The sequence below is a fragment of the Nonomuraea sp. NPDC049684 genome (genome assembly GCF_044465345.1).
Taxonomy (GTDB): Bacteria; Actinomycetota; Actinomycetes; order Streptosporangiales; family Streptosporangiaceae; genus Nonomuraea.
The window spans coordinates 102,166-122,940 of the sequence record NZ_JBITLO010000020.1 but is presented as its reverse complement, the minus strand read 5'-3'; the positions used below and the strand labels follow the sequence as shown (position 1 = coordinate 122,940).

General features: G+C 71.1%; 20 protein-coding genes and 3 tRNA genes. 13 read left to right on the top strand and 10 right to left on the bottom strand.

Annotated elements, in window-relative coordinates:
- Positions 1 to 651 (bottom strand): response regulator, encoded by a 651-nt coding sequence (locus ACIBST_RS42780; RefSeq protein WP_397179231.1) that lies wholly within the window; start codon positions 649 to 651, stop codon positions 1 to 3.
- 18 nt (positions 652 to 669) lie between these two features.
- Here ACIBST_RS42780 and ACIBST_RS42775 point away from each other — a divergent pair, with 18 nt between their 5' ends.
- Positions 670 to 1,044, top strand: coding sequence for a tautomerase family protein (locus ACIBST_RS42775; RefSeq protein ID WP_352361002.1), 375 nt, complete (start codon positions 670 to 672; stop codon positions 1,042 to 1,044).
- 39 nt (positions 1,045 to 1,083) lie between these two features.
- Complete coding sequence (gene lpdA, locus ACIBST_RS42770) at positions 1,084 to 2,463, top strand: dihydrolipoyl dehydrogenase (RefSeq protein WP_397179230.1); 1,380 nt, start codon at positions 1,084 to 1,086, stop codon at positions 2,461 to 2,463.
- Between the two features lie 57 nt (positions 2,464 to 2,520).
- Here the strand turns inward: lpdA and ACIBST_RS42765 are convergent, their stop codons facing one another.
- Positions 2,521 to 2,985: a DUF1772 domain-containing protein gene (locus ACIBST_RS42765; RefSeq protein ID WP_397179229.1), complete on the bottom strand. Its 465-nt coding sequence runs from the start codon at positions 2,983 to 2,985 to the stop codon at positions 2,521 to 2,523.
- A 116-nt stretch (positions 2,986 to 3,101) separates the two neighbouring features.
- Between ACIBST_RS42765 and ACIBST_RS42760 the strand changes: the two genes are divergently transcribed.
- Complete coding sequence (locus ACIBST_RS42760) at positions 3,102 to 3,590, top strand: hypothetical protein (protein WP_397179228.1); 489 nt, start codon at positions 3,102 to 3,104, stop codon at positions 3,588 to 3,590.
- Here the strand turns inward: ACIBST_RS42760 and ACIBST_RS42755 are convergent, their stop codons facing one another.
- Positions 3,591 to 4,409 (bottom strand): nucleotidyltransferase domain-containing protein, encoded by an 819-nt coding sequence (locus ACIBST_RS42755; protein ID WP_397179227.1) that lies wholly within the window; start codon positions 4,407 to 4,409, stop codon positions 3,591 to 3,593.
- A 151-nt stretch (positions 4,410 to 4,560) separates the two neighbouring features.
- Here ACIBST_RS42755 and ACIBST_RS42750 point away from each other — a divergent pair, with 151 nt between their 5' ends.
- From ACIBST_RS42750 to ACIBST_RS42720, 7 genes are all read left to right on the top strand, one after another.
- Positions 4,561 to 5,328 carry a hypothetical protein gene (locus ACIBST_RS42750; RefSeq protein ID WP_397179226.1) on the top strand — a complete coding sequence of 256 codons (768 nt, stop codon included), beginning with the start codon at positions 4,561 to 4,563 and terminating at the stop codon, positions 5,326 to 5,328.
- 78 nt (positions 5,329 to 5,406) lie between these two features.
- Positions 5,407 to 5,874, top strand: a complete 468-nt coding sequence (locus ACIBST_RS42745; RefSeq protein WP_397179225.1) for a hypothetical protein — start codon at positions 5,407 to 5,409, stop codon at positions 5,872 to 5,874.
- Positions 5,875 to 5,949: 75 nt separating this feature from the next.
- Positions 5,950 to 6,666 (top strand): ABC transporter ATP-binding protein, encoded by a 717-nt coding sequence (locus ACIBST_RS42740; protein WP_397179224.1) that lies wholly within the window; start codon positions 5,950 to 5,952, stop codon positions 6,664 to 6,666.
- On the top strand, positions 6,663 to 7,388 hold the full coding sequence (locus tag ACIBST_RS42735) for an ABC transporter permease (RefSeq protein ID WP_397179223.1): 726 nt from the start codon (positions 6,663 to 6,665) through the stop codon (positions 7,386 to 7,388). Before ACIBST_RS42740 ends, ACIBST_RS42735 begins: the two co-directional genes overlap by 4 nt.
- Entirely contained in the window at positions 7,385 to 8,587 is a 1,203-nt protein-coding gene (locus tag ACIBST_RS42730) for a sensor histidine kinase (protein ID WP_397179222.1), read from the top strand. The genes ACIBST_RS42735 and ACIBST_RS42730 overlap by 4 nt, the downstream gene beginning before the upstream one ends.
- Positions 8,588 to 8,591: 4 nt before the next feature.
- Positions 8,592 to 9,218: a response regulator transcription factor gene (locus ACIBST_RS42725; protein WP_352360982.1), complete on the top strand. Its 627-nt coding sequence runs from the start codon at positions 8,592 to 8,594 to the stop codon at positions 9,216 to 9,218.
- Positions 9,219 to 9,364: 146 nt separating this feature from the next.
- A complete protein-coding gene (locus ACIBST_RS42720; protein ID WP_397179221.1) occupies positions 9,365 to 11,407 on the top strand; it encodes a cellulose binding domain-containing protein in 2,043 nt (680 codons plus the stop codon).
- A gap of 282 nt (positions 11,408 to 11,689) precedes the next feature.
- Here ACIBST_RS42720 and ACIBST_RS42715 read toward each other — a convergent pair whose 3' ends face one another.
- Together ACIBST_RS42715 and ACIBST_RS42710 are read right to left on the bottom strand one after the other, a co-directional pair.
- On the bottom strand, positions 11,690 to 13,852 hold the full coding sequence (locus ACIBST_RS42715) for a protein kinase (RefSeq protein ID WP_397179220.1): 2,163 nt from the start codon (positions 13,850 to 13,852) through the stop codon (positions 11,690 to 11,692).
- A 395-nt stretch (positions 13,853 to 14,247) separates the two neighbouring features.
- Positions 14,248 to 15,231, bottom strand: a complete 984-nt coding sequence (locus ACIBST_RS42710) for a DUF5937 family protein (protein ID WP_397179219.1) — start codon at positions 15,229 to 15,231, stop codon at positions 14,248 to 14,250.
- Between the two features lie 135 nt (positions 15,232 to 15,366).
- Here ACIBST_RS42710 and ACIBST_RS42705 point away from each other — a divergent pair, with 135 nt between their 5' ends.
- Positions 15,367 to 16,221: an isocitrate lyase/phosphoenolpyruvate mutase family protein gene (locus ACIBST_RS42705; RefSeq protein WP_397179218.1), complete on the top strand. Its 855-nt coding sequence runs from the start codon at positions 15,367 to 15,369 to the stop codon at positions 16,219 to 16,221.
- A 553-nt stretch (positions 16,222 to 16,774) separates the two neighbouring features.
- Here ACIBST_RS42705 and ACIBST_RS42700 read toward each other — a convergent pair.
- The 4 genes from ACIBST_RS42700 to ACIBST_RS42685 all read right to left on the bottom strand — a co-directional run bounded on the left by ACIBST_RS42700 (position 16,775) and on the right by ACIBST_RS42685 (position 18,610).
- Positions 16,775 to 16,851: transfer RNA gene (locus ACIBST_RS42700), tRNA-Phe, on the bottom strand.
- Between the two features lie 5 nt (positions 16,852 to 16,856).
- Positions 16,857 to 16,931 (bottom strand) — tRNA-Asp (locus ACIBST_RS42695).
- Positions 16,932 to 17,031: 100 nt separating this feature from the next.
- A tRNA-Glu gene (locus tag ACIBST_RS42690) sits at positions 17,032 to 17,104 on the bottom strand.
- A complete protein-coding gene (locus tag ACIBST_RS42685) occupies positions 17,105 to 18,610 on the bottom strand; it encodes a metallophosphoesterase (RefSeq protein WP_397179217.1) in 1,506 nt (501 codons plus the stop codon). It lies immediately after the preceding tRNA gene.
- 87 nt (positions 18,611 to 18,697) lie between these two features.
- On the opposite strand from ACIBST_RS42685, the gene ACIBST_RS42680 reads away from it, so the two are divergent.
- Positions 18,698 to 19,048 carry a metallopeptidase family protein gene (locus tag ACIBST_RS42680; RefSeq protein WP_397179216.1) on the top strand — a complete coding sequence of 117 codons (351 nt, stop codon included), beginning with the start codon at positions 18,698 to 18,700 and terminating at the stop codon, positions 19,046 to 19,048.
- A 109-nt stretch (positions 19,049 to 19,157) separates the two neighbouring features.
- A complete protein-coding gene (locus ACIBST_RS42675) occupies positions 19,158 to 20,444 on the top strand; it encodes an MFS transporter (RefSeq protein WP_397179215.1) in 1,287 nt (428 codons plus the stop codon).
- On the opposite strand, the gene ACIBST_RS42670 is transcribed toward ACIBST_RS42675, so the two are convergent.
- Positions 20,445 to 20,738: a PspC domain-containing protein gene (locus ACIBST_RS42670; RefSeq protein ID WP_397179214.1), complete on the bottom strand. Its 294-nt coding sequence runs from the start codon at positions 20,736 to 20,738 to the stop codon at positions 20,445 to 20,447.
- Positions 20,739 to 20,775: the final 37 nt, after the last annotated feature.

Below are 20,775 nucleotides of genomic sequence, written 5' to 3'. Positions count from 1 at the left end.
TCAGGCTACCAATCCCGCCTCGTGGGCGATGATCGCGGCCTGGACGCGGTTGCGCACGTCGAGCCGGGTCAAGATCGTGCTCACGTACGCCTTCACGGTGCCCTCCACGATGTGCAGCCGCTTGGCGATCTCGGCGTTCGACAGGCCCGCGCCGAGCAGGGCGAGGACCTCCCGCTCGCGGTCGGTGAGCAGGCCGACGCGGTCGCGGGCCTGCGCTTCGCGGGCCATCCGGCCGCCGCCGAGCTGGGCGATCACTCGCTGGGCCACCTTGGGCGACAGGTACGCCGCGCCGTCGGCGACCGCGTGGATGCCGGCGATCAGCTCGCGCGGGTCGCCGGACTTGAGCAGGAACCCGGCGGCCCCCACCTCCAGCGCCCTGGCGATGTAGTCGTCCTCGCCGAACGTGGTCAACATCACCACGGCTGTGGCGGGCGCGACGCGGCGCAGCTCGGCCGCGGCGGCCAGGCCGTCGAGGCGCGGCATGCGGATGTCGAGCAGCGCGACGTCGGGACGGTGGCCGATGGCCAGGTCGACGGCCTGTCTGCCGTCGCCTGCCTCGGCGACCACCTCCAGGGACGGGTCGGAGTCGAGGATCGCCCTGACCCCGGCCCGGATCATGGCCTCGTCGTCGGCGAGGAGTACGCGGATCACGCCCTCTATATTGCCGACATGGCACAGGTGAAGGTTTACGGGCGTCGTGACGTGTGGGGCGGACGGCAGCGGGAGATCTCCGATCTGCTGCAGTCGTGCCTGGTGAGCGCCTGGGGCGTGCCCGAGGAGAAGCGGTTCCACCGGTTCCTGCTGCTGGACGCCGACGACTTCGTCTGCCCCGGGCGCAGCGCGAACTATTTGATCATCGAGGTCGTGTGCTTCACGGGACGCAGCGACGACGCCAAGCGCGCGCTGATCCGGTCGATCTACGAAAAGTCGGGATACGACCCTGAGGATGTGGAGATCACGATCATCGAGATGCCCAAGGTGAACTGGGGGATCCGGGGCGTTCCGGCCGACGAGCTGACGCTGTCGTACAAGGTGGAGGTCTAGCGTCAAGGGTGGCCTGGGGCGGGCGGTATGGTCCGAGTCATGAGCACTCACTATGACGTCGTCGTTCTCGGCGCGGGTCCGGGAGGATACACGGCCGCCGTCCGCGCCGCCCAGCTCGGGCTGCGTACCGCGGTCGTCGAGGAGAAGTACTGGGGTGGCGTCTGCCTGAACGTGGGCTGCATCCCGTCCAAGGCGCTGCTGCGCAACGCCGAGCTGGCCCACATCTTCCACAACGAGGCCAAGACGTTCGGCATCAGCGGCGAGGTGAGCTTCGACTACGGCGCGGCCTTCCAGCGCAGCCGCAAGGTGGCCGACGGCCGGGTCAAGGGCGTTCACTACCTGATGAAGAAGAACGCCATCACCGAGTACGACGGGCGCGGCACCTTCCTCGACGCCAACACCCTGCAGGTCAACGATGAGACGATCACGTTCGACCACTGCATCATCGCGGCCGGGGCCACCACCAGGCTGATCCCGGGCACGCAGTTGTCGGAGCGGGTGGTGACGTACGAGGAGCAGATCCTCACCGAGGACCTGCCGCGCAGCATCATCATCGCGGGCGCGGGCGCGATCGGCGTGGAGTTCGCGTACGTGCTGCACAACTACGGCGTCAAGGTGACGATCGTGGAGTTCCTCGACCGGGTCGTGCCGCTGGAGGACGAAGAGGTCTCGGCCGAGCTGGCCAAGCGCTACAAGCGGCTCGGCATCGAGGTGCTGACCTCGACCCGCGTCGACGGCATCGAGGACACCGGCGGCTCGGTCAAGGTCACCGTCACCCGCGACGGCCAGACCCAGGTTCTCGAGGCCGACAAGGTCATGCAGGCCATCGGCTTCCAGCCGCGCGTCGACGGCTACGGCCTGGAGAAGACCGGCGTGCAGCTCACCGAGCGCGGCGCCATCGCCGTCGACGGCCGCTGCCGCACGAACGTGCCGCACATCTTCGCCATCGGCGACGTCACCGCCAAGCTCATGCTGGCCCACGCCGCCGAGTCGATGGGCATCATCGCCGCCGAGACCATCGGCGAGGCCGAGACCATGGAGCTCGACTACGTGATGATCCCGCGGGCCACGTACTGCCAGCCGCAGGTGGCCAGCTTCGGCTACACCGAGGCGCAGGCCCGCGACCTGGGCTACGACGTCAAGGTGGCCAAGTTCCCCTTCACGGCCAACGGCAAGGCCCACGGCCTGGGCGACACCGCCGGGTTCGTCAAGATCATCAGTGACAACACCCACGGCGAGCTCCTCGGCGCCCACCTGATCGGCCCCGAGGTCACCGAGCTGCTGCCCGAGCTGACGCTGGCCCAGCAGTGGGACCTGACCGTGCACGAGGTCGCGCGCAACGTGCACGCGCACCCGACGCTCGGCGAAGCGGTCAAGGAGGCGATCCACGGCCTCGCGGGCCACATGATCAACATGTGATCCCGTCGCGCGGATGCGCATCCCGGTGCTCGTCCATCGGGATGCATCCGGCCGGGGTCAGGCCCAGACGTACAGGGCGACGCCGAGCAGCGCCACGGCCAGCGCCGAGGCCCAGCCGCGCAGCGTGTTCCACCGGGTCCAGCGCGGCGCGTACGCCCGCCAGGCCAGGTCGCCCGCCTCCAGGGCGTTGTTCATCGGCACGTTGATCGCGGCCGTGACGGCGATCGAGCCCAGGAAACAGACGACGGCCGCCGCGAACGCGAGCATCGCCGGCCCGCCGTCCCCGCCGATCAGCAGGAACACCCCGGCCAGCAGCGAGGCCACCGGCGCGAGCGTGAACGTCGACAGGAACCCCGGGTTGAGGATCTTCCTGTTCATGCTGCGCATGGCGGCCGCCGCGCCCTCCTCCCCCACGGCGTCCAGGCCGGGCATGACGGAGGTGGAGAAGGCGAAGAACACGCCCGCCATCAGCCCGTTCAGGACGAGGGCGAGGACCGAGGAGACGACCGCGAGTACGCTCACGTCCCCATGATCCCTTAAGTCACACTTGTCCGGAAACGGGACGCCCATCGCGATTCTCATTGAACGTTCATTTATTCCTGAGATGTCTCTGAGACCGGAGGCACAACGTGGTGCCCGTGCCTCCAACGAACGCGCAAACACAGATCGGACGGCTCGGCGCCGTCACCGTACGTCTGGGGCTCTTCGGACTGGTCGCGCTGGGCATCCTGGGCGCCGGCCTGGAGCTGGCCTTCGAACGCCACTGGCAGTCCTGGCAGCAGCTGGTTCCCTGGGTGGCGCTGCTGGCGCTCGGGTCCGCGCTCGTGCTGCTGGCCCTGGACGCCTCGCGCCTCACCCTCAAGGTCGTCCGCGGGATCGCGCTGGTGGTGCTGCTCGCCTCCGCCTACGGCGTGTACGCGCACATCTCGGCCAACCATGACATGGGCGCCTTCGACCCGCGCTACGCCGACACCTGGCAGACCCTCTCCCCCCTCACCCAATGGTGGTACGCGCTGACCAAGTCCGTCGGCCCGGCCCCGCCGCTCGCGCCCGGCATGCTCGCCCAGAGCGCGCTCCTGCTGCTGCTGACCACGCTGGCCCCCGCCAGGGCCAGGGAGAACGCCTGATCACACCCCGCAGGCGGCCCGCACGTCGGCGACGAGCCGTTCGGCGGCGGCCACCGTACGGGTGATCTCCTCCGGCGTGCCGCCGACCCCGGCGAGCAGCGCCTGGGCCCGCTCGCCGAACCCGGCCGGCGCCGAGGGCAGCCGGCCGGCGGCGGCGACCATGCCCTTCTCGTTGATCAGCCAGGCGCCGTCGGCCGCGTGCAGCGCGTGGCAGGCGACGCCGATCGCGCGGAACAGCGCCCCGGCGGCGTACACCGGGTCGCGTCCGGCGGCGCCGTACTCGGCGATCGTCAGCGAGAAGCCGGCCTCCCACAACCCCTGGACCAGCGCCTCGCGCAGCGCGGGCGGGTACGCGGCCGTCTCGGCGCGCAGGGCCGCCAGCTCGCCGGACGGGTCGGCCAGCACCTTGCACAGCGCCACCTCGCCCGCGTAGGCGTGGGAGTAGAAGCCCAGCGGGTGGCCCGCCTGGACGCCGATCTCGTACCGTCCGGCGCGGCAGTCGTCCCAGACGCGGCGCACCCGGTCGAGGTCGCGGTAGATCCAGTCCACCCGCCACCCCTCGACGGTGAGCCAGCCGCCGCCGTCGACCCACGGGCCCCAGCCGCCGGGCTCGGTCACCTCGGTCGGCTCGCCGGTGGTCTCCAGGGCGAGGGCGCGCAGGTCGCCGACGGCGAGCGGCCCCCGGTAGTACAGGCCCAGATCGATGTCGGAGTCCGGCCGGTGGGTGCCGCGCGCCCGGCTTCCGCCGAGCGCGACCGCCACCACGCCGGGCACCTCGGTCAGCTTCGCCGCGATCTCCCGCAGCCGTTCGTCACGCATGCCGGTCCGCCATCCGTCCAACCTACCGAAGGCCCAAATCGCATATTTACGAACCACTCCGGCATTTCTCGCGTCACACTCATGCACAGCCCGGTGTGTGATCCACGAGACTGGAGAGACCGAAGTGGCGTCAGGTCGCAAACTCGTAGCCATGGCCGTGATGACGGCCGCCGCGCTCACCACGGGAGGGGCCGTGGCCCGGGGTGAGTCCCGCCCGGCCGCCGCCACGGTCCGGGAGCCGGCCCCGGTGACCACCACCTCTCTGACCACCACCCCGCTGACCAGCACCCCCGCCGCGGCAGAGCCCGCCTGCATGCGGATCAAGGGCGCCGAGGTGTGCGTGGGCCCGGACGGCAGCGACCGGCCCGGCATCTGGGTCGAGGACACCCGCAACGACAAGCTGCACGCCGCCGTCGAGTACCACCTGAACGAGTACCTGGGCACCAAGTACGTCATCCACAACCTGGGCGGCAAGGGCGAGATCCGGGGCAACCGCGAGATCGGCAGGACCGTGACGTTCCGGGCCGCCGTCTACGAGGGCAACCACCGCGTCCGGGTGGGCCGCTGGAAGACCGTCCGCAACCTCACCAAATACCCGGTCAAGCGCGACACCGGCGTCACCCCGGCCGCCGCGCGGGGCCGTGCGGAGCTGTGCTCGTACACCAAGGGCGGAGCGAGCGTGTGCTTCCACGAGCGCGACACGTACGTCTTCGCCTGCGACACCAGAGCCGACGAGTACCAGGCGCGGGCCGAGTACTTCGTGGCCGGCGACCCGACCGCCCGCTACGAGATCCACCAGCTCGCCGGCCTCAACACCTGCGGCAAGGCCGAGCACGGCGACCAGTCGATCAGCATGTACCGCGCGTCGGTCTACAACGGCTCCCACCGGGTCGCGACCCGGCAGTACAAATACAACTAGTTTGCAAGCGGCCCCGCAAGCCGGTTGAAATCGGGCCAATGCACTGTGTGGTCATCCCAGAGAGGAAGGAACCCCTCGATGACCGCCTCCCGTACCGCCGCCGTCCTGACCGGTGTCGCCGCCGCGGCCCTGGTCACGCTCGCCTCCTCCCCCGCCCAGGCCGCCTCGGCCGCTCCATGGGGCCCCTACTACGCCCCCGGTCACGCCGCCAAGGCGACCGGCTCGCTGAGCGCGACCGGCGAGGACCACGCCGACCTGCCGACCGCCGACGTGGTGCGGATCTCCGGCAAGCTGACCGACCGCACCCGCAAGGACTCCTCCTGCGGCTGGGCGGTCTTCCGCATCACCTACCGCGACGGGAGCAACCTGCCCAACAAGGAGCGCAGCGTCCGCAACTGCTCCTACAGCTCCGCCAAGCCGTTCTCCTTCGAGTACCACGACGTCTACCAGGTCGAGCTGAAGGTCTGCGCCGAGGGCAAGGGCTCCAAGCCGTCCCTGAACTGCCTGTACGCCGGCACCTGGAAGACCCTCTACCTGTCGAAGTGACGACCCGAGGCGGCGTCCCGCCCATCCCCCGATCGGTGGATGGGCGGGACGCCGCTCCCGCGTGATGCTCGGCTCATGACAGTTATCGAGATCGACGACCTGCGCAAGAGCTACCGGCACACCCGGGCCCTCGACGGCCTCTCCCTGAGCGTGGGACGCGGCGAGATCTTCGGGCTCGCCGGGCCCAACGGCGCCGGGAAGACGACGGTCGTGGAGTGCGTGTCCGGGCTGCGGCGTCCCGACGGCGGCCGCATACGGGTGCTGGGCCTCGACCCGCAGGGCGACCGGCGCGCGCTGCTCCAGCGCGTCGGCGCCCAGTTGCAGGAGGCCGCGCTCCCCGACGGCATCAAGGTCGGCGAGGCCCTGCGGCTCTACGCCTCCCTGTACGACCACCCGGCCGACTGGCGGGCCATCATGGACGAATGGGGCCTCACCGACAGGAAGGACGCCCGCTTCGGTGGCCTGTCCGGCGGCTGGAAGCAGCGCCTGTTCATCGCGCTGGCCCTGGTCGGCGACCCCGAGGTGGTCCTGCTCGACGAGCTGACCACCGGCCTCGACCCCGACGCCCGCCGCACCACCTGGGGGCTGATCCGGGCCATGCGCGACCGCGGGATCACCGTCGTCCTGGTCACCCACTTCATGGACGAGGCCGAGGCGCTGTGCGACCGGATCGCCGTCGTCGACCGCGGCCGGGTCGTGGCCGAGGGCAGCCCGCGCGAGCTGATCGGCCGGGCGCGGGCCGCCTCCCTGGAGGACGCCTACTTCACGCTGACCGGGAGGGCCGAGGCATGAAGGGCTTCACGAGGGTCGTCGCCGTCGAGCTCAGGCTGGGGCTGCGCGACCCGATGTCGGCGTACTTCGCGCTGGGCTTCCCGCTGGTCATGCTCTGGGTCAAGCTGCGCGGCGGCGACCGGCCGCTGCCCGGCGGCGAGCGGCTGGTCGACGCCACCGTGCCGATGCTGACCGTCTTCGTCGTGGGGCTGGCCGCGCTGGTCGTCCTGCCCGCCACGCTGGCCCAGTACCGGGAGCGCCGGGTGCTCAAGCGGCTGCGGGCCACGCCCGCCACGCCGTTCATGCTGTGCGGCGCCCAGTGGGCCGCGCACATGCTGCTGGCGGTGCTCGGCAGCGTGCTGCTGGTCGTCCTGGGCGTGGCCGGCTACGGGTTGGGCGCGCCCGCCAGCCTGCCCGGCGTGCTGCTGGCCTGGCTGCTCGGCGCGCTCAGCCTGGGCGCGGTCGGGCTGCTCCTGGGCGCGCTGGCCCCCAGCGGGCGGGCGGCGACGGTGATCGGGCTCGCCCTGTTCTTCCCGATGGTGTTCCTGTCCGGCGCGGTGATCCCGCGCGAGACCATGTCGGCCTCGATGCGGGCGATCGGGGACCTGACGCCCATGGCGCCCGCCGTCCAGGCGATCCGCGACGGCTGGTCGGCCGGCGTGCTCCCGCCGCTCGCTCTCGGGATCATGGTGGCGGTCAGCGCCGTCGCGGGCGGCCTCGCGGTGAAGGCCCTGCGGTGGTGAGCCGGTGGGAGCGGGCCACCGCGGCGCTGCCGTACCTGCTGGTGCTGCTTCCCGCGCTGTTCTCGCTGCTGCGGACGTGGCGGGTCGAGGTGCTGGCCCTCGCGCTGTTCGCGGCGGCCTGGCACTGGTTCGTGGTGGCCTTCCGTCCCGGCTGGACGGCGCGGGCGTGGGTGGCGGCCGGGTACTTCGTGGTGCTGCTGGCGGTGGTCGCGGCGCTGGTGCGGATCGACCCGGTCTTCACCGTGACCGGGGTGGGGGTGTTCGTCCAGTGCTTCGCGCTGCTGCCGGGGTTGTGGGCGTACGCCGGGATCGCGGTGACGGTCGGGACGCTGGTCGCCGCCCGTCCGCCGACCGGTCGCACGCCGGTCGAACTGCTGGCCTCGTTCGTGGTCGGGGTGCTGGTGGCGTCCATGACCGGGCTGGTCTTCCAGACCGTCTCCGAGCAGAACGCGCAGCTCAAGGAGAAGAGCGCCAGGCTGGCCGCGCTCGCCGAGGAGAACGCCGACCTCCAGGCCCGGCTGCTGGTCCAGGCCCGGGAGGCGGGCGTGCTGGGCGAGCGGCAACGGCTGGCCCGGGAGATCCACGACACCGTGGCCCAGGGGCTGACCGGCATCCTCACCCAGCTGGAGGCCGCCGACGAGGCCGTCGCCCGGGCCGTTCCCGGGAACGCCATGGCGGTGCCCGCGGTGCGTGCGCGGCTGGCGACCGTACGGGAGCTGGCCAGGGAGAGCCTGACCGAGGCGCGCCGCTCGGTCCAGGCGCTGCGCCCGGCGCCGCTGGCGACGGCGGCGCAGCTCGGGACCGCCCTGTCGGAGGTGGCGGCGGTCTGGTCGCGAACCTGCGAGGTGCCGGCCTCGGTGTCGGTCACGGGCGACGCCCGGCCGCTGCACACCGAGGTGGAGAGCACGTTGCTGCGGGTGGCGCAGGAGGCGCTGGCCAACGTGGGCAAGCACGCGCGGGCCTCCCGGGTGGGGATCACGCTGTCGTACATGGAGGACGTGGTGGCGCTCGACGTCCGCGACGACGGGACCGGCTTCACCCCGGGCTCCGCCGGCGGCCCGGACGGCGGGTTCGGGCTGGTGGCGATGCGGCAGCGGGTCACCCGCCTGGCCGGCACCCTCGCCGTCGAGAGCGCCCCTGGCCAGGGCACGGGGATCTCCGCTACCGTTCCGGCCATCCCCGCCGACCCGGGAACGTGAGCCCATGCCGGTACGCCTGATCATCGTCGACGACCACCCCGTGGTCCGCGACGGGCTGCGCGGCATCTTCGAGACCGACGGCTTCGAGGTGGTCGGCGAGGCGGCCGACGGCGCCGAGGCGCTCGCGGTGGCCCTGCGCACCGCCCCCGACGTCGTGCTCCTCGACCTGCGCATGCCGGGGCCGAGCGGCGCCGAGCTCATCCGCCGGCTGCGCGAGCAGTGCCCCGGCACGCACGTGCTGGTGCTGACCACCTTCGGCGACGACGCCGACGTGGTGCCCGCGATCGAGCAGGGCGCCACCGGCTACCTGCTCAAGGACACGCCGCGCGCCGAGCTGCGCCGGGCCGTGCTGGCCGCGGCCCGCGGCGAGAGCGTGCTGTCGCCGGCCGTGGCCGGGGTGCTGACGCGGCACGCGCACCCCCCGGAGCAGCGCGCGCTCAGCCCGCGGGAGCTCGAAGTGCTCGGCCTCATCGCCCGCGGCGCGACCAACCGCGAGGTGGCCAGGAAGCTGTTCGTCACCGAGGCCACCGTGAAGACACACCTGCTGCACGTCTTCGCCAAGCTGGAGGTCAAGGACCGGGCGGCGGCCGTCGCGGCGGCCTACGACAGGGGCCTGCTCAAGCCCGCCTGACCGGCCGGGGCCCGCTCAGGCCCGCCTGGCCGCCGTGAAAGTTTCAGCGCCGATTGACGGGCCGGACCCCACGTCGCATGATCATGCTTGCCTCCTGGTCAGGAGGGGGCGTCGAGCCATACCGCTACCCACGGCGAGGTACCCCGATGCCTGGCAAGATCCTGCCCAGGGCCGCGACCGCGGCCCTCCTGACCCTCACCACGCTGATCGCTCCCCCGGCGCGCGCCGACGACGTCACCCCCGTCACGGTGACCGTCAACGCCCGCGCCGCCCTGGCCACCGCCCCCGAGACCGGCATCGGTTCCAACCATGCGATCTGGGACGCGAACCTGGGCACCGACCAGACCGCCGACCTCCTCAAGGACGCCGGCGTCAAGCTGCTGCGCTACCCCGGCGGCTCCTACTCCGACATCTACCACTGGGCCGACCACACCGCCCCCGGCGGGTACGTCGCCCCGAACACCGACTTCGACACCTTCATGCGCGGCGTACGGCGTACCGGCGCGCAGGCCATGGTGACCGCCAACTACGGCACCGGCACCGCCGAGGAGGCCGCCGCCTGGGTCCGGCACGCCAACGTCACCAAGGGCTACGGCGTCAAGTACTGGGAGATCGGCAACGAGAACTACGGCAACGGCCACTACGGCAGCGCCTGGGAGGCCGACGACCACGCCGACAAGAGCCCGGCCGAGTACGCCCGCCACGTCGTCGCCTACGCCGACGCCATGAAGGCGGCCGACCCGACGATCAAGATCGGTGCGGTGCTGACCACCCCAGCCAACTGGCCCGACGCCATCACCGCCGAAGGCGACGACGGGAGCTGGAACAAGGTCGTCCTGTCCCTCGCCGGGCCGAAGATCGACTTCGTGATCCTGCACTGGTACCCCGGCGCCCTGGACAAGGCCGGACAGGCCCCCGACATGATCCGGCTCACCCGGCAGCAGCTCGCCGCGTACGCCGGGCCCGGCTCGGACCGGATCGGCATCGCGATGACCGAGTTCAACACCGGCTCCAGCAGCAACGGCACCAACACCCAGCCCGGCGCCCTGGCCGCCGCCGACGCCTACGCGACCCTGCTGGCGAACGGCGTGTTCACCGTCGACTGGTGGAACGTGCACAACGGCATCGGCAACGTCACCGAGGTCGAAGGGCACACCGACTACGGGAACTTCGGGCTGCTGTCCAGCGGGGTCTGCAACTCCTCCGGGGTCTGCGAGCCGCCGCTGAACACGCCGTTCGCGCCGTACCACGCGTTGCGCATGGTCAGCGCGTTCGCCCGGGCCGGTGACCAGTTCGTCACGGCGGCGACCGACCAGCCCAAGGTCAGCGCGCACGCCGTCCGGCGGCCGAACGGCGACCTGGCGGTCATGCTGATCAACACCTCGCCGGACACGTCGTACCCGGTCGCCGTGGACTACGCGGGCTTCACGCCGGCCGCGGGCGCGCCCACCGTGCTGACCCACGTCAACGGCGCGACCGCCATCACCACCGCGACCACCGGCACCGCCACCAGCCAGACCCTGCCGCCGCTCTCGCTGACCACCGTCGTCGTGCGTCCCGCCGCACTTCAGGCCGGCCTTCCCGGCGCGCCGGGACGTCCGGCGGCCTCGAACGTCACCGACCGGACCGCCGTCATCTCCTGGCCCGCCGCCGCCCCCGGCGCCCGCCCGATCATCAAGTACGAGCTCCACCGCCAGAACGGCGCCGTCAGCGAGCAGCTCGGCGAGACCGCCGGCACCTCCTACACGGTGGGCAACCTCAAACCCGGCACGACCTACACGGTCAACGTGATCGCCCGCGACAGCGGCGGCGGCGTCTCCTGGGCCTCACCGCCCCTGACCTTCACCACCGGCACGCCGGCGACCAGCTCCTGCGCCGTACGGCTCACCGACCAGACCGACTGGGGCAGCGGCTACGTCGGCGCCGTCGAGATCACCAACAACGGCGCCCCGGTCAACGGCTGGACCCTGAGCTTCACCTGGCCGAGGGCCTGGCAGAGCCTCGGCAGCGGCTGGAGCGCCACCTGGACCCAGACGGGCTCGAACGTCAAGGCCGTCAGCGAGCCCGGCAACGCCTCCCTGGCCACGGGGGCCTCGACCACGATCGGATTCGTCGGCAACTACGCCGGCCCGAACCTCCTGCCCGCCGTCTTCACCCTCAACGGAACCACCTGCACCACCAAACCGTAACCCGCCCTCCCACCCCCGCCCCTCTCTCCGCCCCTGACCACGGACCCCACCGCCTGGCCGACCTCCCCCTCCGACAGCCCCTCGGCCGCCGCCTTCTCCCGGTCCACCGCGACCTCGATGTGCGGCGCGCCGGCCTACGCCCCTACCTCTGCCCTGTCCCAGCCCGGCCCCTACCGTGGCCCTCTCCCCCCGCCCCTGACCCGGCCCTCTCCCCGCCCCTGACCAGGGACGCGTGAGCGGGGCCGGGTGCGCGGCGGCGGGCCTTCCGGTTCGCCCTGGTCGTCACCACAACATCCAGGGGCTCTCCGCGCCGCCGCCGAACGCCGCCGTCCCCGTCCGCCGCCACCGTTGCCGCACGTCGTGCTTGGCCTGGATGGCCGGCGCGGTGGTGGTGAACGGGCCGCAGGTGGCGACCTCGCCGTCGTTCCGCGGGGACACCCCCGAGCACGTGAAGGGCTGGGAGACGTTGCGGTCCGCGTCGGTGTTGTAGAGCTGGACGTGCACGTCCGAGCGGACCGAGCTCGCCCCCCGGACGCGTCCCATCAGGTAGAAGACGTCGCCCACCATGGCCATGCAGGGCGACATCTCCACGCCGCTACCGCCGCCCACGGTGATCCACGAACGGCATTTCCAGTCGGGCTGGGAGCTGCGCGGCGGGGCGCCGTCACCCTCTGTCCCGGGGTCCACAGTGTGCGGGGCCTCCGTCTTCCGGCCGGCCGACGTCCGGCGGGGGTCTGCGGTACGGGTCGCCGTAGGGTCCGTCGTCGTGCTCGGCGTCCGTTCCTGGACGGCCGTGCCCGGCGTGCGGACCGGCTCCTTCGGCGTCTTCTTCGCTGACGACTTGAGCGGTTCGTCCGCGGTGCCGGACGTCTCCTCGTCCGCCTCCAACGGGACGGGGCTCTCCTTCGCCGTCCCGGACCCGACGGGCGTCGGCGTGCCTACCGCCTCAGCCGACCTGGACACCGAGAGCCCGGACGCGTCGTTCACGGCCCCCGCCCCCGGCGTCCGCCATGGGGCCATGACGGCCACGGCCACCGCGGTCAACGCCACCGCCGTCGTGGTGCTCGCGATGACCACCAGCCGCCGACGGGATCGCTTAGGCGACCCCCCAGCCCCCGTACCCGCCTGCACGGCGCCGACCTGCCCTGCGGAAGGAACCACCCCGGACTGAGCAGCACCCCGCCCTGCGGGAGAATTCGCGCCGATCTGGGCGGAACCCTGCCCTGCAGAAGGAGCAGTGCCGAACTGGGCGGAACCCTGCCCTGCAGAAGAAGCAGTGCCGAACTGGGCGTGCCCTGCGGAAGGAACCGTGCCGTCCCCACCAGCGACGCCCGAGGCCGCCCCAGCCCCTGCGACATCCCCAGAGGCCGCGCGCGGCTCAGGGGCCCGAACGGGCTCACCGGGCGCCCCAGCGACGGCGGCCGACGAGGAACCAGGCGGCGGCACCGCCCCTGGGAACGACCCTGGCGGCAGCCCCGGCACCGCCCCCGGGAGCAACCCCAGCGGCGGACCCACCAGCGGACCTGACGGCAGGCCCGGCACCGACTCCGGCGGCCCCGGGAGTGGCTCTGACGTCGCAGACGGGGCGTCGGCCCTGCCGACCCGCGGCAAGGCGGCCAGCCCCGCCACCACCGGCGCCGCCTCCCGCAGCGCCACCGCCACCTGCCCTGCCGCCGGACGCGCCCCCGGATCCTTCGCCGTGCAGGCCGCGATCACCGACCACAGGGCGTCGGGCATCCCGGGCAACCGCCGCGGCATGGCCATCGCATGCTGCCGGAGCAGGGCCATCGGATGCTCGCCCACGAACGGCGGACGCCCGGCCAGCAGCTCGTAGAGGATCAACCCGGCCGCATAGACGTCCACCGCCGGCGTGGGTGCACCACCGTCGGCCACCTCGGGCGACAGGTACGTGGGCGTGCCGATGATCGAGGTGGTCTGCGTCAGCCCCGGCCCGAGAACGATCCGGGCGACCCCGAAGTCCGTCAGCCGCACCTGCCCCGAAGGCCCGTCGATCAGCACGTTCCCCGGCTTGACGTCCCGGTGGACGACGCCCGTCGCGTGCGCCGCCGCCAGCGCCTCGGCGACCTGGGCCATCAGCTCGGCGGCCATGGCCGGCGGCAGCGTGCCGTGCTGCTGGAGCAGGCCGCGCAGATCCCCGCCCTCGACGAGGTCCATCACCAGCGCGAGCCGCTCCCCCTCGATGACGAAATCGCGCATCGTGACGATGTGGGGATGGCGAAGGGTGCGCAGCACATTGCGTTCCTGCACGAACCGCAGCACCAGGTCCTGGTCGCCGGCGAGGTTGCTGCGCAACAGCTTGACCGCCACGATCTCGCCGGTCTCCCGGTGCCGCGCCCGCCAGACGGTCCCCATCGCCCCGGCGCCGATCTCGTCGAGCAGCACGTACCGGCTGCCCAGGAACGCCTCGGCCCGACCCTCGTCCATCGCCCGCCTTCCCCCCGAACAGTGGGGATCACAATAGTCAGGATGATCGAGACAAAAAAGATCACCGCCGCCGCACAGCCCACCTAAGGCGGACCAGACCCCACCTCGAGCTACCAGACCCAACCTCAGGCTGACCAGGCTCCGCCTTCGGCTGACCAGGCTCCGTTACCGGGGGGCGCGAACCCACCCGACAGCCAGCCGCACGAACTCGCCCGACCAACCGACCGCGTGGACGCGCCCGACCAGCCCCAGCAGCACAGGACCAGAACCGCCCCCACAGCGCAGCAGCGAGCATACGGCCCGAACAGCCGCCCGTCCGGCCTGTCACCCAAACCACCCAACGATCACCCGCAACCCCGCAACCCCGCAAATGCAACGACCAGCGTGCCCCTGAGTCACACCTGAGCCGTGAGCAGGGCGTCCGCGAGCCCCGTACGGGCGTAGAACACCGTGCGCCCCGCCCGATGAGTGCTGGTCAACCCAGCAGCCCGCAGCGCGGTGAGATGCTGCGACACCCCCGCCGCGGACATCCCCGACCGCTCGGCGAGCTCCGTGGTAGAGGCCGGTGAGTCGAGTTCGGCCAGGATCAACGCCCGGGAACGCCCGATCACGGCGGCGAGCGCGTCCATGGGCGCATGCCTCCGCGACTCCCACAACGCGCCGATGCCACGCGCCGGGTAGGCGAGCTGAGGCGGCTCGGACGCGACGGACCGCGTCAGCACCCGCGGCCACGCGAAGACCGACGGCACGAGAAGCAGCCCCGCGCCGGTCTCGATCCTGGTGATCGCACAGTGCCGCTGCGCCAGTTGGAGGCCGCCACTCTCCCAGCGCACGGTGTGGTGGAGCTGGTCGAGCGTGCGCGCCGTGCCGTGCTCGGCCACCTGCCGCCCCCGGTGGAAGACGTCCGCGTCCAGCACCGACCGGATGCGCGCCCAGTAGGGCGCGATCGCGAGCTCCCAGTACGTCTCGATCTCCGCGACGACCTTGGGCAGGTACGCCCGGGGCTTGCGGTGCAGGTTCCGTAACCGGGGCGGCAGCCGGCCGTCCCGCTCGGCGGACAACAGGTCGAGGTCGCGCCGCACCTGCTCGGGGTCGGTGGCCTCGATGGCCGCCAGCTCGTCGGGCAGTTCATGGGACGCCGTCGTCGGATTGAGGAAGTCCGGGAAATGGCCGACGGGCGCCACCATGTCGGCCAGCCAGCCACGATCGAGCCCCGCCGCCGCGAGCCGGGGACGCACCTGCCCGGCCCACCCGCGATGCGGATCGGGCACCGTGGCCCCGGCCAGCGCCCGGCAACTCGTGACGACCTCCCACATGGCCGAGACGGCGAACCGGGTCTCGGCCAGATCGTTCACCGAAAAGGCCAGCCGCGCCTTCATGCCGCCTCCCGCGGGTCCACGATTCGGTCAGAGCTTAATCAATGGACGCCTACCTCGCGGCCCGGCAACATCCCGGACCAGGCGCCCACCGAGCCATGGTGCCGGATTCCGAACACCCCGAAGGCGGTCACCCACATGTCTGTGGATAACTTCCCCTCCACCGATGCGACGACGACGAAAAAGGCTGATCTGTTCAGAAAGCTCAACGCCGACTCCGTACTGATCCTCCCCAACGCCTGGGACGCCGCCAGCGCCGCCGTGATCGCCGCAGCCGGCGCCACAGCCATCGCCACGACCAGCGGCGGCGTCTCCTGGTCCCTCGGCCACGGCGACGGCCAGCACCTCACCCGCGACGAGATGCTGCACGCCGCCCGGCGCATCGTGAACACCGTGGACCTCCCCGTGACGGTCGACATCGAAGGCGGCTACGGCCCCGCCCCCGAGGACGTCGCGCACACCATCCGAGCCGTGGCCGGAGTCGGCGCGGTGGGCGTCAACCTGGAGGACTCCCAGGCCGTCGGCGGCCCGCTGTTCGACCTCGCCGACCAGATCGCCAGGCTGCACGCCGCCCGGGAAGCGGCGTCCGCAGCGGGCCTCCCCGAACTCTTCGTCAACGCCCGCACCGACGTCTTCCTCTTCGCCATCGGCCCTTCCGCCGACCGCCTGGACGAAGTCCTCAAGCGCACGGCGGCGTACGCCGAGGCCGGCGCCGACGGCATCTTCGTCCCCGGCCTCCTCGACCTCGACGCGCTGGCCACCCTCTGCGCCGAGTCCCCGCTCCCGGTCAACGCGATGGCCGTCGCCGGCGGACCCACGATCGCCGAGCTCACCCAGGCAGGCGTACGCCGGATCAGCGTGGGCACCGCCCTGGCCCAGACCGCCTACACCGCCGCCCGCAGAGCCGCCGAAGAACTCCTCACCACCGGCACCTACGAAACCCTGGCCAACTCCCTGGACTTCACCGACCTCAACACCCTCTTCCACCCCTGACACACACACCGACGAAGCCCCTCTACGAACACGGCTCCGCATGGGTCACCGCTCCCCTCCCTCCCGCGCCGGGCTGCCCTCCTTCCCCACCTGCGGCCTCCACGGCATGGCGGCCCGCGCCCACGACGACATTTGGCTGATGACACAGGCCGCCTTCGAGCGGTCCAAGTCCTGCGAGCTGCCCAACCGCGGCATGATCGTGCGCTGGGACGGCACCGCGTGGAGGTGGCTGAACCTGCCGTTGTACAAGACCTGGCTGCCTGCCGTCGGCGCGGACGGGGCCGGCGGCGTGTGGATCGCCGCCCCCCTCCCACACGAAGTCGTACGTGCTCACTTTCCGCGGCGGCCGCCTGCCGAGATCGACCTTGCCCGCGGGGAGAGGTTGGGCGGGAAAGCCCGAGCAGTATTCGATCCCCCACAGGCAGCCCGTTGCCGTATTCGGCCAACCGCTACCTGGCCTTCCGTCCGAAACCGGGAGGCGACGTTGCTGTCAGCGGACATCAAAAAAGCCTCGAACGATAATCCGTTCGAGGCTTCCTTGCTATTCAAAGGCTGGTGGTCAGGGGCAGGGTCGAACTGCCGACCTTCCGCTTTTCAGGCGGACGCTCGTACCAACTGAGCTACCTGACCCAGAGCGGTCCTGACGGGACTTGAACCCGCGACCTCCACCTTGACAGGGTGGCGAGCACTCCAAACTGCTCTACAGGACCTTGCGTTTCTTGCGTTTCTTTCTGTTTGCGCTTGCTTAGCTTACCAGCTCTCCGGTGGCCTTTCGACCAGCCGGTTCGCGGTGCGCCAAACACTCGCAAGTGCCCCCAACGGGATTCGAACCCGTGCCGCCGCCTTGAAAGGGCGGTGTCCTAGGCCGCTAGACGATGGGGGCTCAGGATTCCCTGTCGCCTTCCGTCGGAGACCTCTGAAGCATAGGGGACGATTGCCCTTGATGCCAAAGTGGCTGACCGGCGGTCGGTGACGCGGTGCCAGTGATCGTTCCCGTTGGAGACGGGGCGTTCGTTGGCTCCGGAGAAATCATACGTTGTGGGTCGGCCTCCACGTGACGCTGGATGTACACCGACTGCTCCCCCAGGCCGCCCAGCGTGATGTCGTCCCAGGCACGCAGGCGGCGCGTCTCCCGGTCGAAGTACAGGACCGAGGCCTGTACGGGCGTGGGCTGGGCGTGTTCGAGCGCCCGCAGGCCGGCGCCGCCGGTCGAGCCCTGGACGAGCATGCGGGTGCCGGACGGCAGCATGGACGTCGAACGGTCATGCGTGTGACCGGCCAGGATCATGGGCGCGGCCCCGCTGAAGCCGCGGCCGACGACGGGGTCGTGGACGGCCACCAGGTCCGCCTTGTCCACCTTGGACAGGTGTGAGCGGGCGAACTGGTCGAGCGCGTCCGGGTCGGAGTCGACGGCCACCGACTTGTCGGGGGTGAACCGGGGGTCGCCCAGGCCGTAGATGCGCAGGCCGGCGACCTTCTCCACCCGGTCGTCCAGGACCACGGCGTTCTTCTGCCTCTCGACCGCCCTCTGGGTGATCATCGAGTCGTGGTTGCCCCGTACGTACACGTACGGCACGCCGAGGCGGCTGATCTCGTCGACGAACTTGTTCTCCGGTTTGGTCCCGTGGTCCGAGATGTCGCCGGTGTCGATGATCATGTCGACGGCGAACTGGTCCTTGAGCGAGCGGATGACGTTCCAGGCGATGGGGTTGATGTGGATGTCCGAGACGTGCAGGACCCGGATGGAATTGGGGTCGGCGTCGTACAGCGGCAGGGTCGAGACGGTGTCGTACAGCTTGGAGACGTTCGTGACGAGCTTGGTGAGCTGCGACCGGTACGACTCGAACTTCGTCACGATCGACTCCGCGCTGCCCACCAGCGACGGCGCCGCGGCGACCAGACCCGAGTAGCGCGGCTCCACGAGCGAGCTGGGACGGAACGTGAGGGCGGCCAGCGCCCCGGTGGCCGCCAGGCCCACAGAGGCCGCCAGAAGCCCCACCAGAGCCGTCCTGGGGCGCCTGTAGACCATCAGGACGGCGATCAGGGCCCCCGCCCCGGCACAGAGCATGCTGCGGATCGCCAGGGCGCGCACGCCGTCCAGGAGGTCGCTCTCGATGAGGCCCGGCAGGCGGTCGGCCAGCTTGGGGTCCTCGATGAGCGCCTTGGCGCGCTCCTGGTCGATGTTCTCCAGGGTGATGCGGAGCCTGAGCGGGGCGTCGTGGGTTCGGAAGGTCAGCGTGCCGAGAGGGCTGGCGTCGACGACGGTCTCGCCGTTCCAGGCGGGCCTGAGCGACATGCCCGTCTCGACCGGGCCGACCTGGGCGTGCACGGTGCCGCTCAGGAAGATGCCCAGCCAGGCGCCGGCGGCGGCCACCAGAAGCACCGCCACGGCCCTCGTTGCACGTGACCGAATGACTGCTTTCGACCTGTCAACGAACTTCATACAGTTTCTTGCATACCTGACTGACGGGGCAGAATGGCATGCGTGATCGAGGTTTCGCGGGAGAAGTTCGAGGAACTCGTGGCCGAGGCTTTGGACACGATCCCCGCCCAGCTCACCCGCGTCATGAGCAACGTCGTCGTCACGGTCGTCGATGATCCGCCAGAGCCCCACCTGCTCGGCCTGTACACCGGTGTCCCCCTCACGGAGCGCGGCGACTGGTACTCAGGTGTCCTGCCCGACCGGATCGAGATCTACCGCAATCCCATATGTCAGATATGCAAGACAGAAGATGAAGTCGTTAACGAGGTGCGCATCACCGTTGTCCATGAGGTGGGACACCATTTCGGGATCAGTGATGACAGACTTCACGAACTGGGCTGGTGACCCTTTGCAGCTCGTTGACTTCTTTGGGTTGCGCCTTGCCTCATGATCGGGCACCTTAGGTCACATAGCGAACACGGTGAGTCAGGCACAGCGGAGTCCAATGGGGGCCATGCAGTCAGGTAGGCCGCCGGGACGGCATCGCCGTGCCGAGACAGACCAGGCCACCTACGGCGAGGTCATCGCCATCCGGGAGTTCCGGGCACTCTGGTACGGCCAGGGCCTTTCCCTCCTCGGTGACCAGCTCGCCCAGGTGGCGCTCGCCGTCCTCGTCTACTCCCGCACCGGGTCGCCCCTGGCCACCGCGGCCGTCTACGCACTGACGTACCTTCCGTCGATCGTCGGCGGGCCGCTGCTGGCGGGGCTGGCCGACCGGTTCGCGCGCCGGGGCGTCATGATGACGTGCGACGTCGTCCGGGCGGTGCTGGTCGGCGTGATGGCGCTGCCGTTCATGCCGTTCTGGGCGTTGTGCGTGCTGGTGTTCTTCGTGGTGCTGCTCAGCGCCCCGTTCTCGGCGGCGCGCGCGGCGCTGCTGCCCGAGGTGCTCGAAGGCGACCGGTACGTCGTCGGCTCGGCGTTGCAGAACATGACGAACCAGGCCGTGCAGATGCTGGGTTTCGCCGCGGGCGGAGCGATGATCGCCACCCTGGGCCCCTACCGGGCGCTCGCGCTCGACGCGGCCACGTTCCTCGCCTCGGCCCTGATCCTGGTCTCCGGGGTGCGTCCGCGGCCGGCCGCCGGCCAGGACGGGGCGAAGCCGTCGATGTGGGCGATGACCAGGGCGGGTGCGCAGCTCGTCTTCGGCTCGCGCAGGTTGCGAACGCTTGTCCTGTTCGCGTGGTTGTGCGGCTTCTACATCCTTCCTGAGGGCATCGCCGTGCCCTATGCCGCCGAACTCGCCACGGGGTCGCTGCCGGTGCCCGTGATCACCGGTCTGCTGATGGCCGCGATGCCGACGGGCACGGTGGTGGGCGCGTTCCTGTTCAGCAGGTTCGTGACCCCGGCGCGGCGGCTGCGGCTGATGGGGTGGATGGCCATGCTGAGCTGCGCGCCCCTGGCCGTGACGGCGCTCCGGCCGCCGCTCGCGGTGGTGCTGGCCGCGTGGGTTCTGTCGGGGATCGGCGGGGCGTACCAGCTCGCGGCGAACGCGGCGTTCGTCCAGAACGTGCCGCCGGAGCGGCGCGGCCAGGCGTTCGGGCTGGTGCAGTCGGGGTTGATGGCCGTGCAGGGGATCGGGATCCTGGTCGGCGGGTTCGCGGCGGAGAGACTCGGTCCTGAGCTGGTGGTCGCGCTCTCCGGCATCACCGGAGTGATCGCGGCGGCCGTGCTCGCCCTGATGTGGACCGAGTCCCGGGACGACCGTGATGCCCAGGAGCTGCCCGCCCAGGCGCCGGCCTGATCACTGCTGCGGCTTGTGCTCGCCGGTCCAGTCGGTGGCGTTGCGCTGCTGCTGCTTGCTGATCAGGTCCTGGACGATCGAGGTGTCCCGCTCCTCGTCCGGCAGCAGGAGCCAGCCGATCGCGTACACGCCGACGCCGACCCCGCCGAACAGGGTGGCGATGGCGAGGGCGACCCTGATCAGGTTCGCGTCGATGCCGACGTACTCACCGATGCCCGAGCAGACGCCCGCGACGACCCGGCCCTTGTTGGTGCGACGAAGCTTCTTGACGTTGTGCTCGCTGTATTCGTTCATGTCTCAAGACTGCCCCTGGGGCCGGTGTTAGCACATC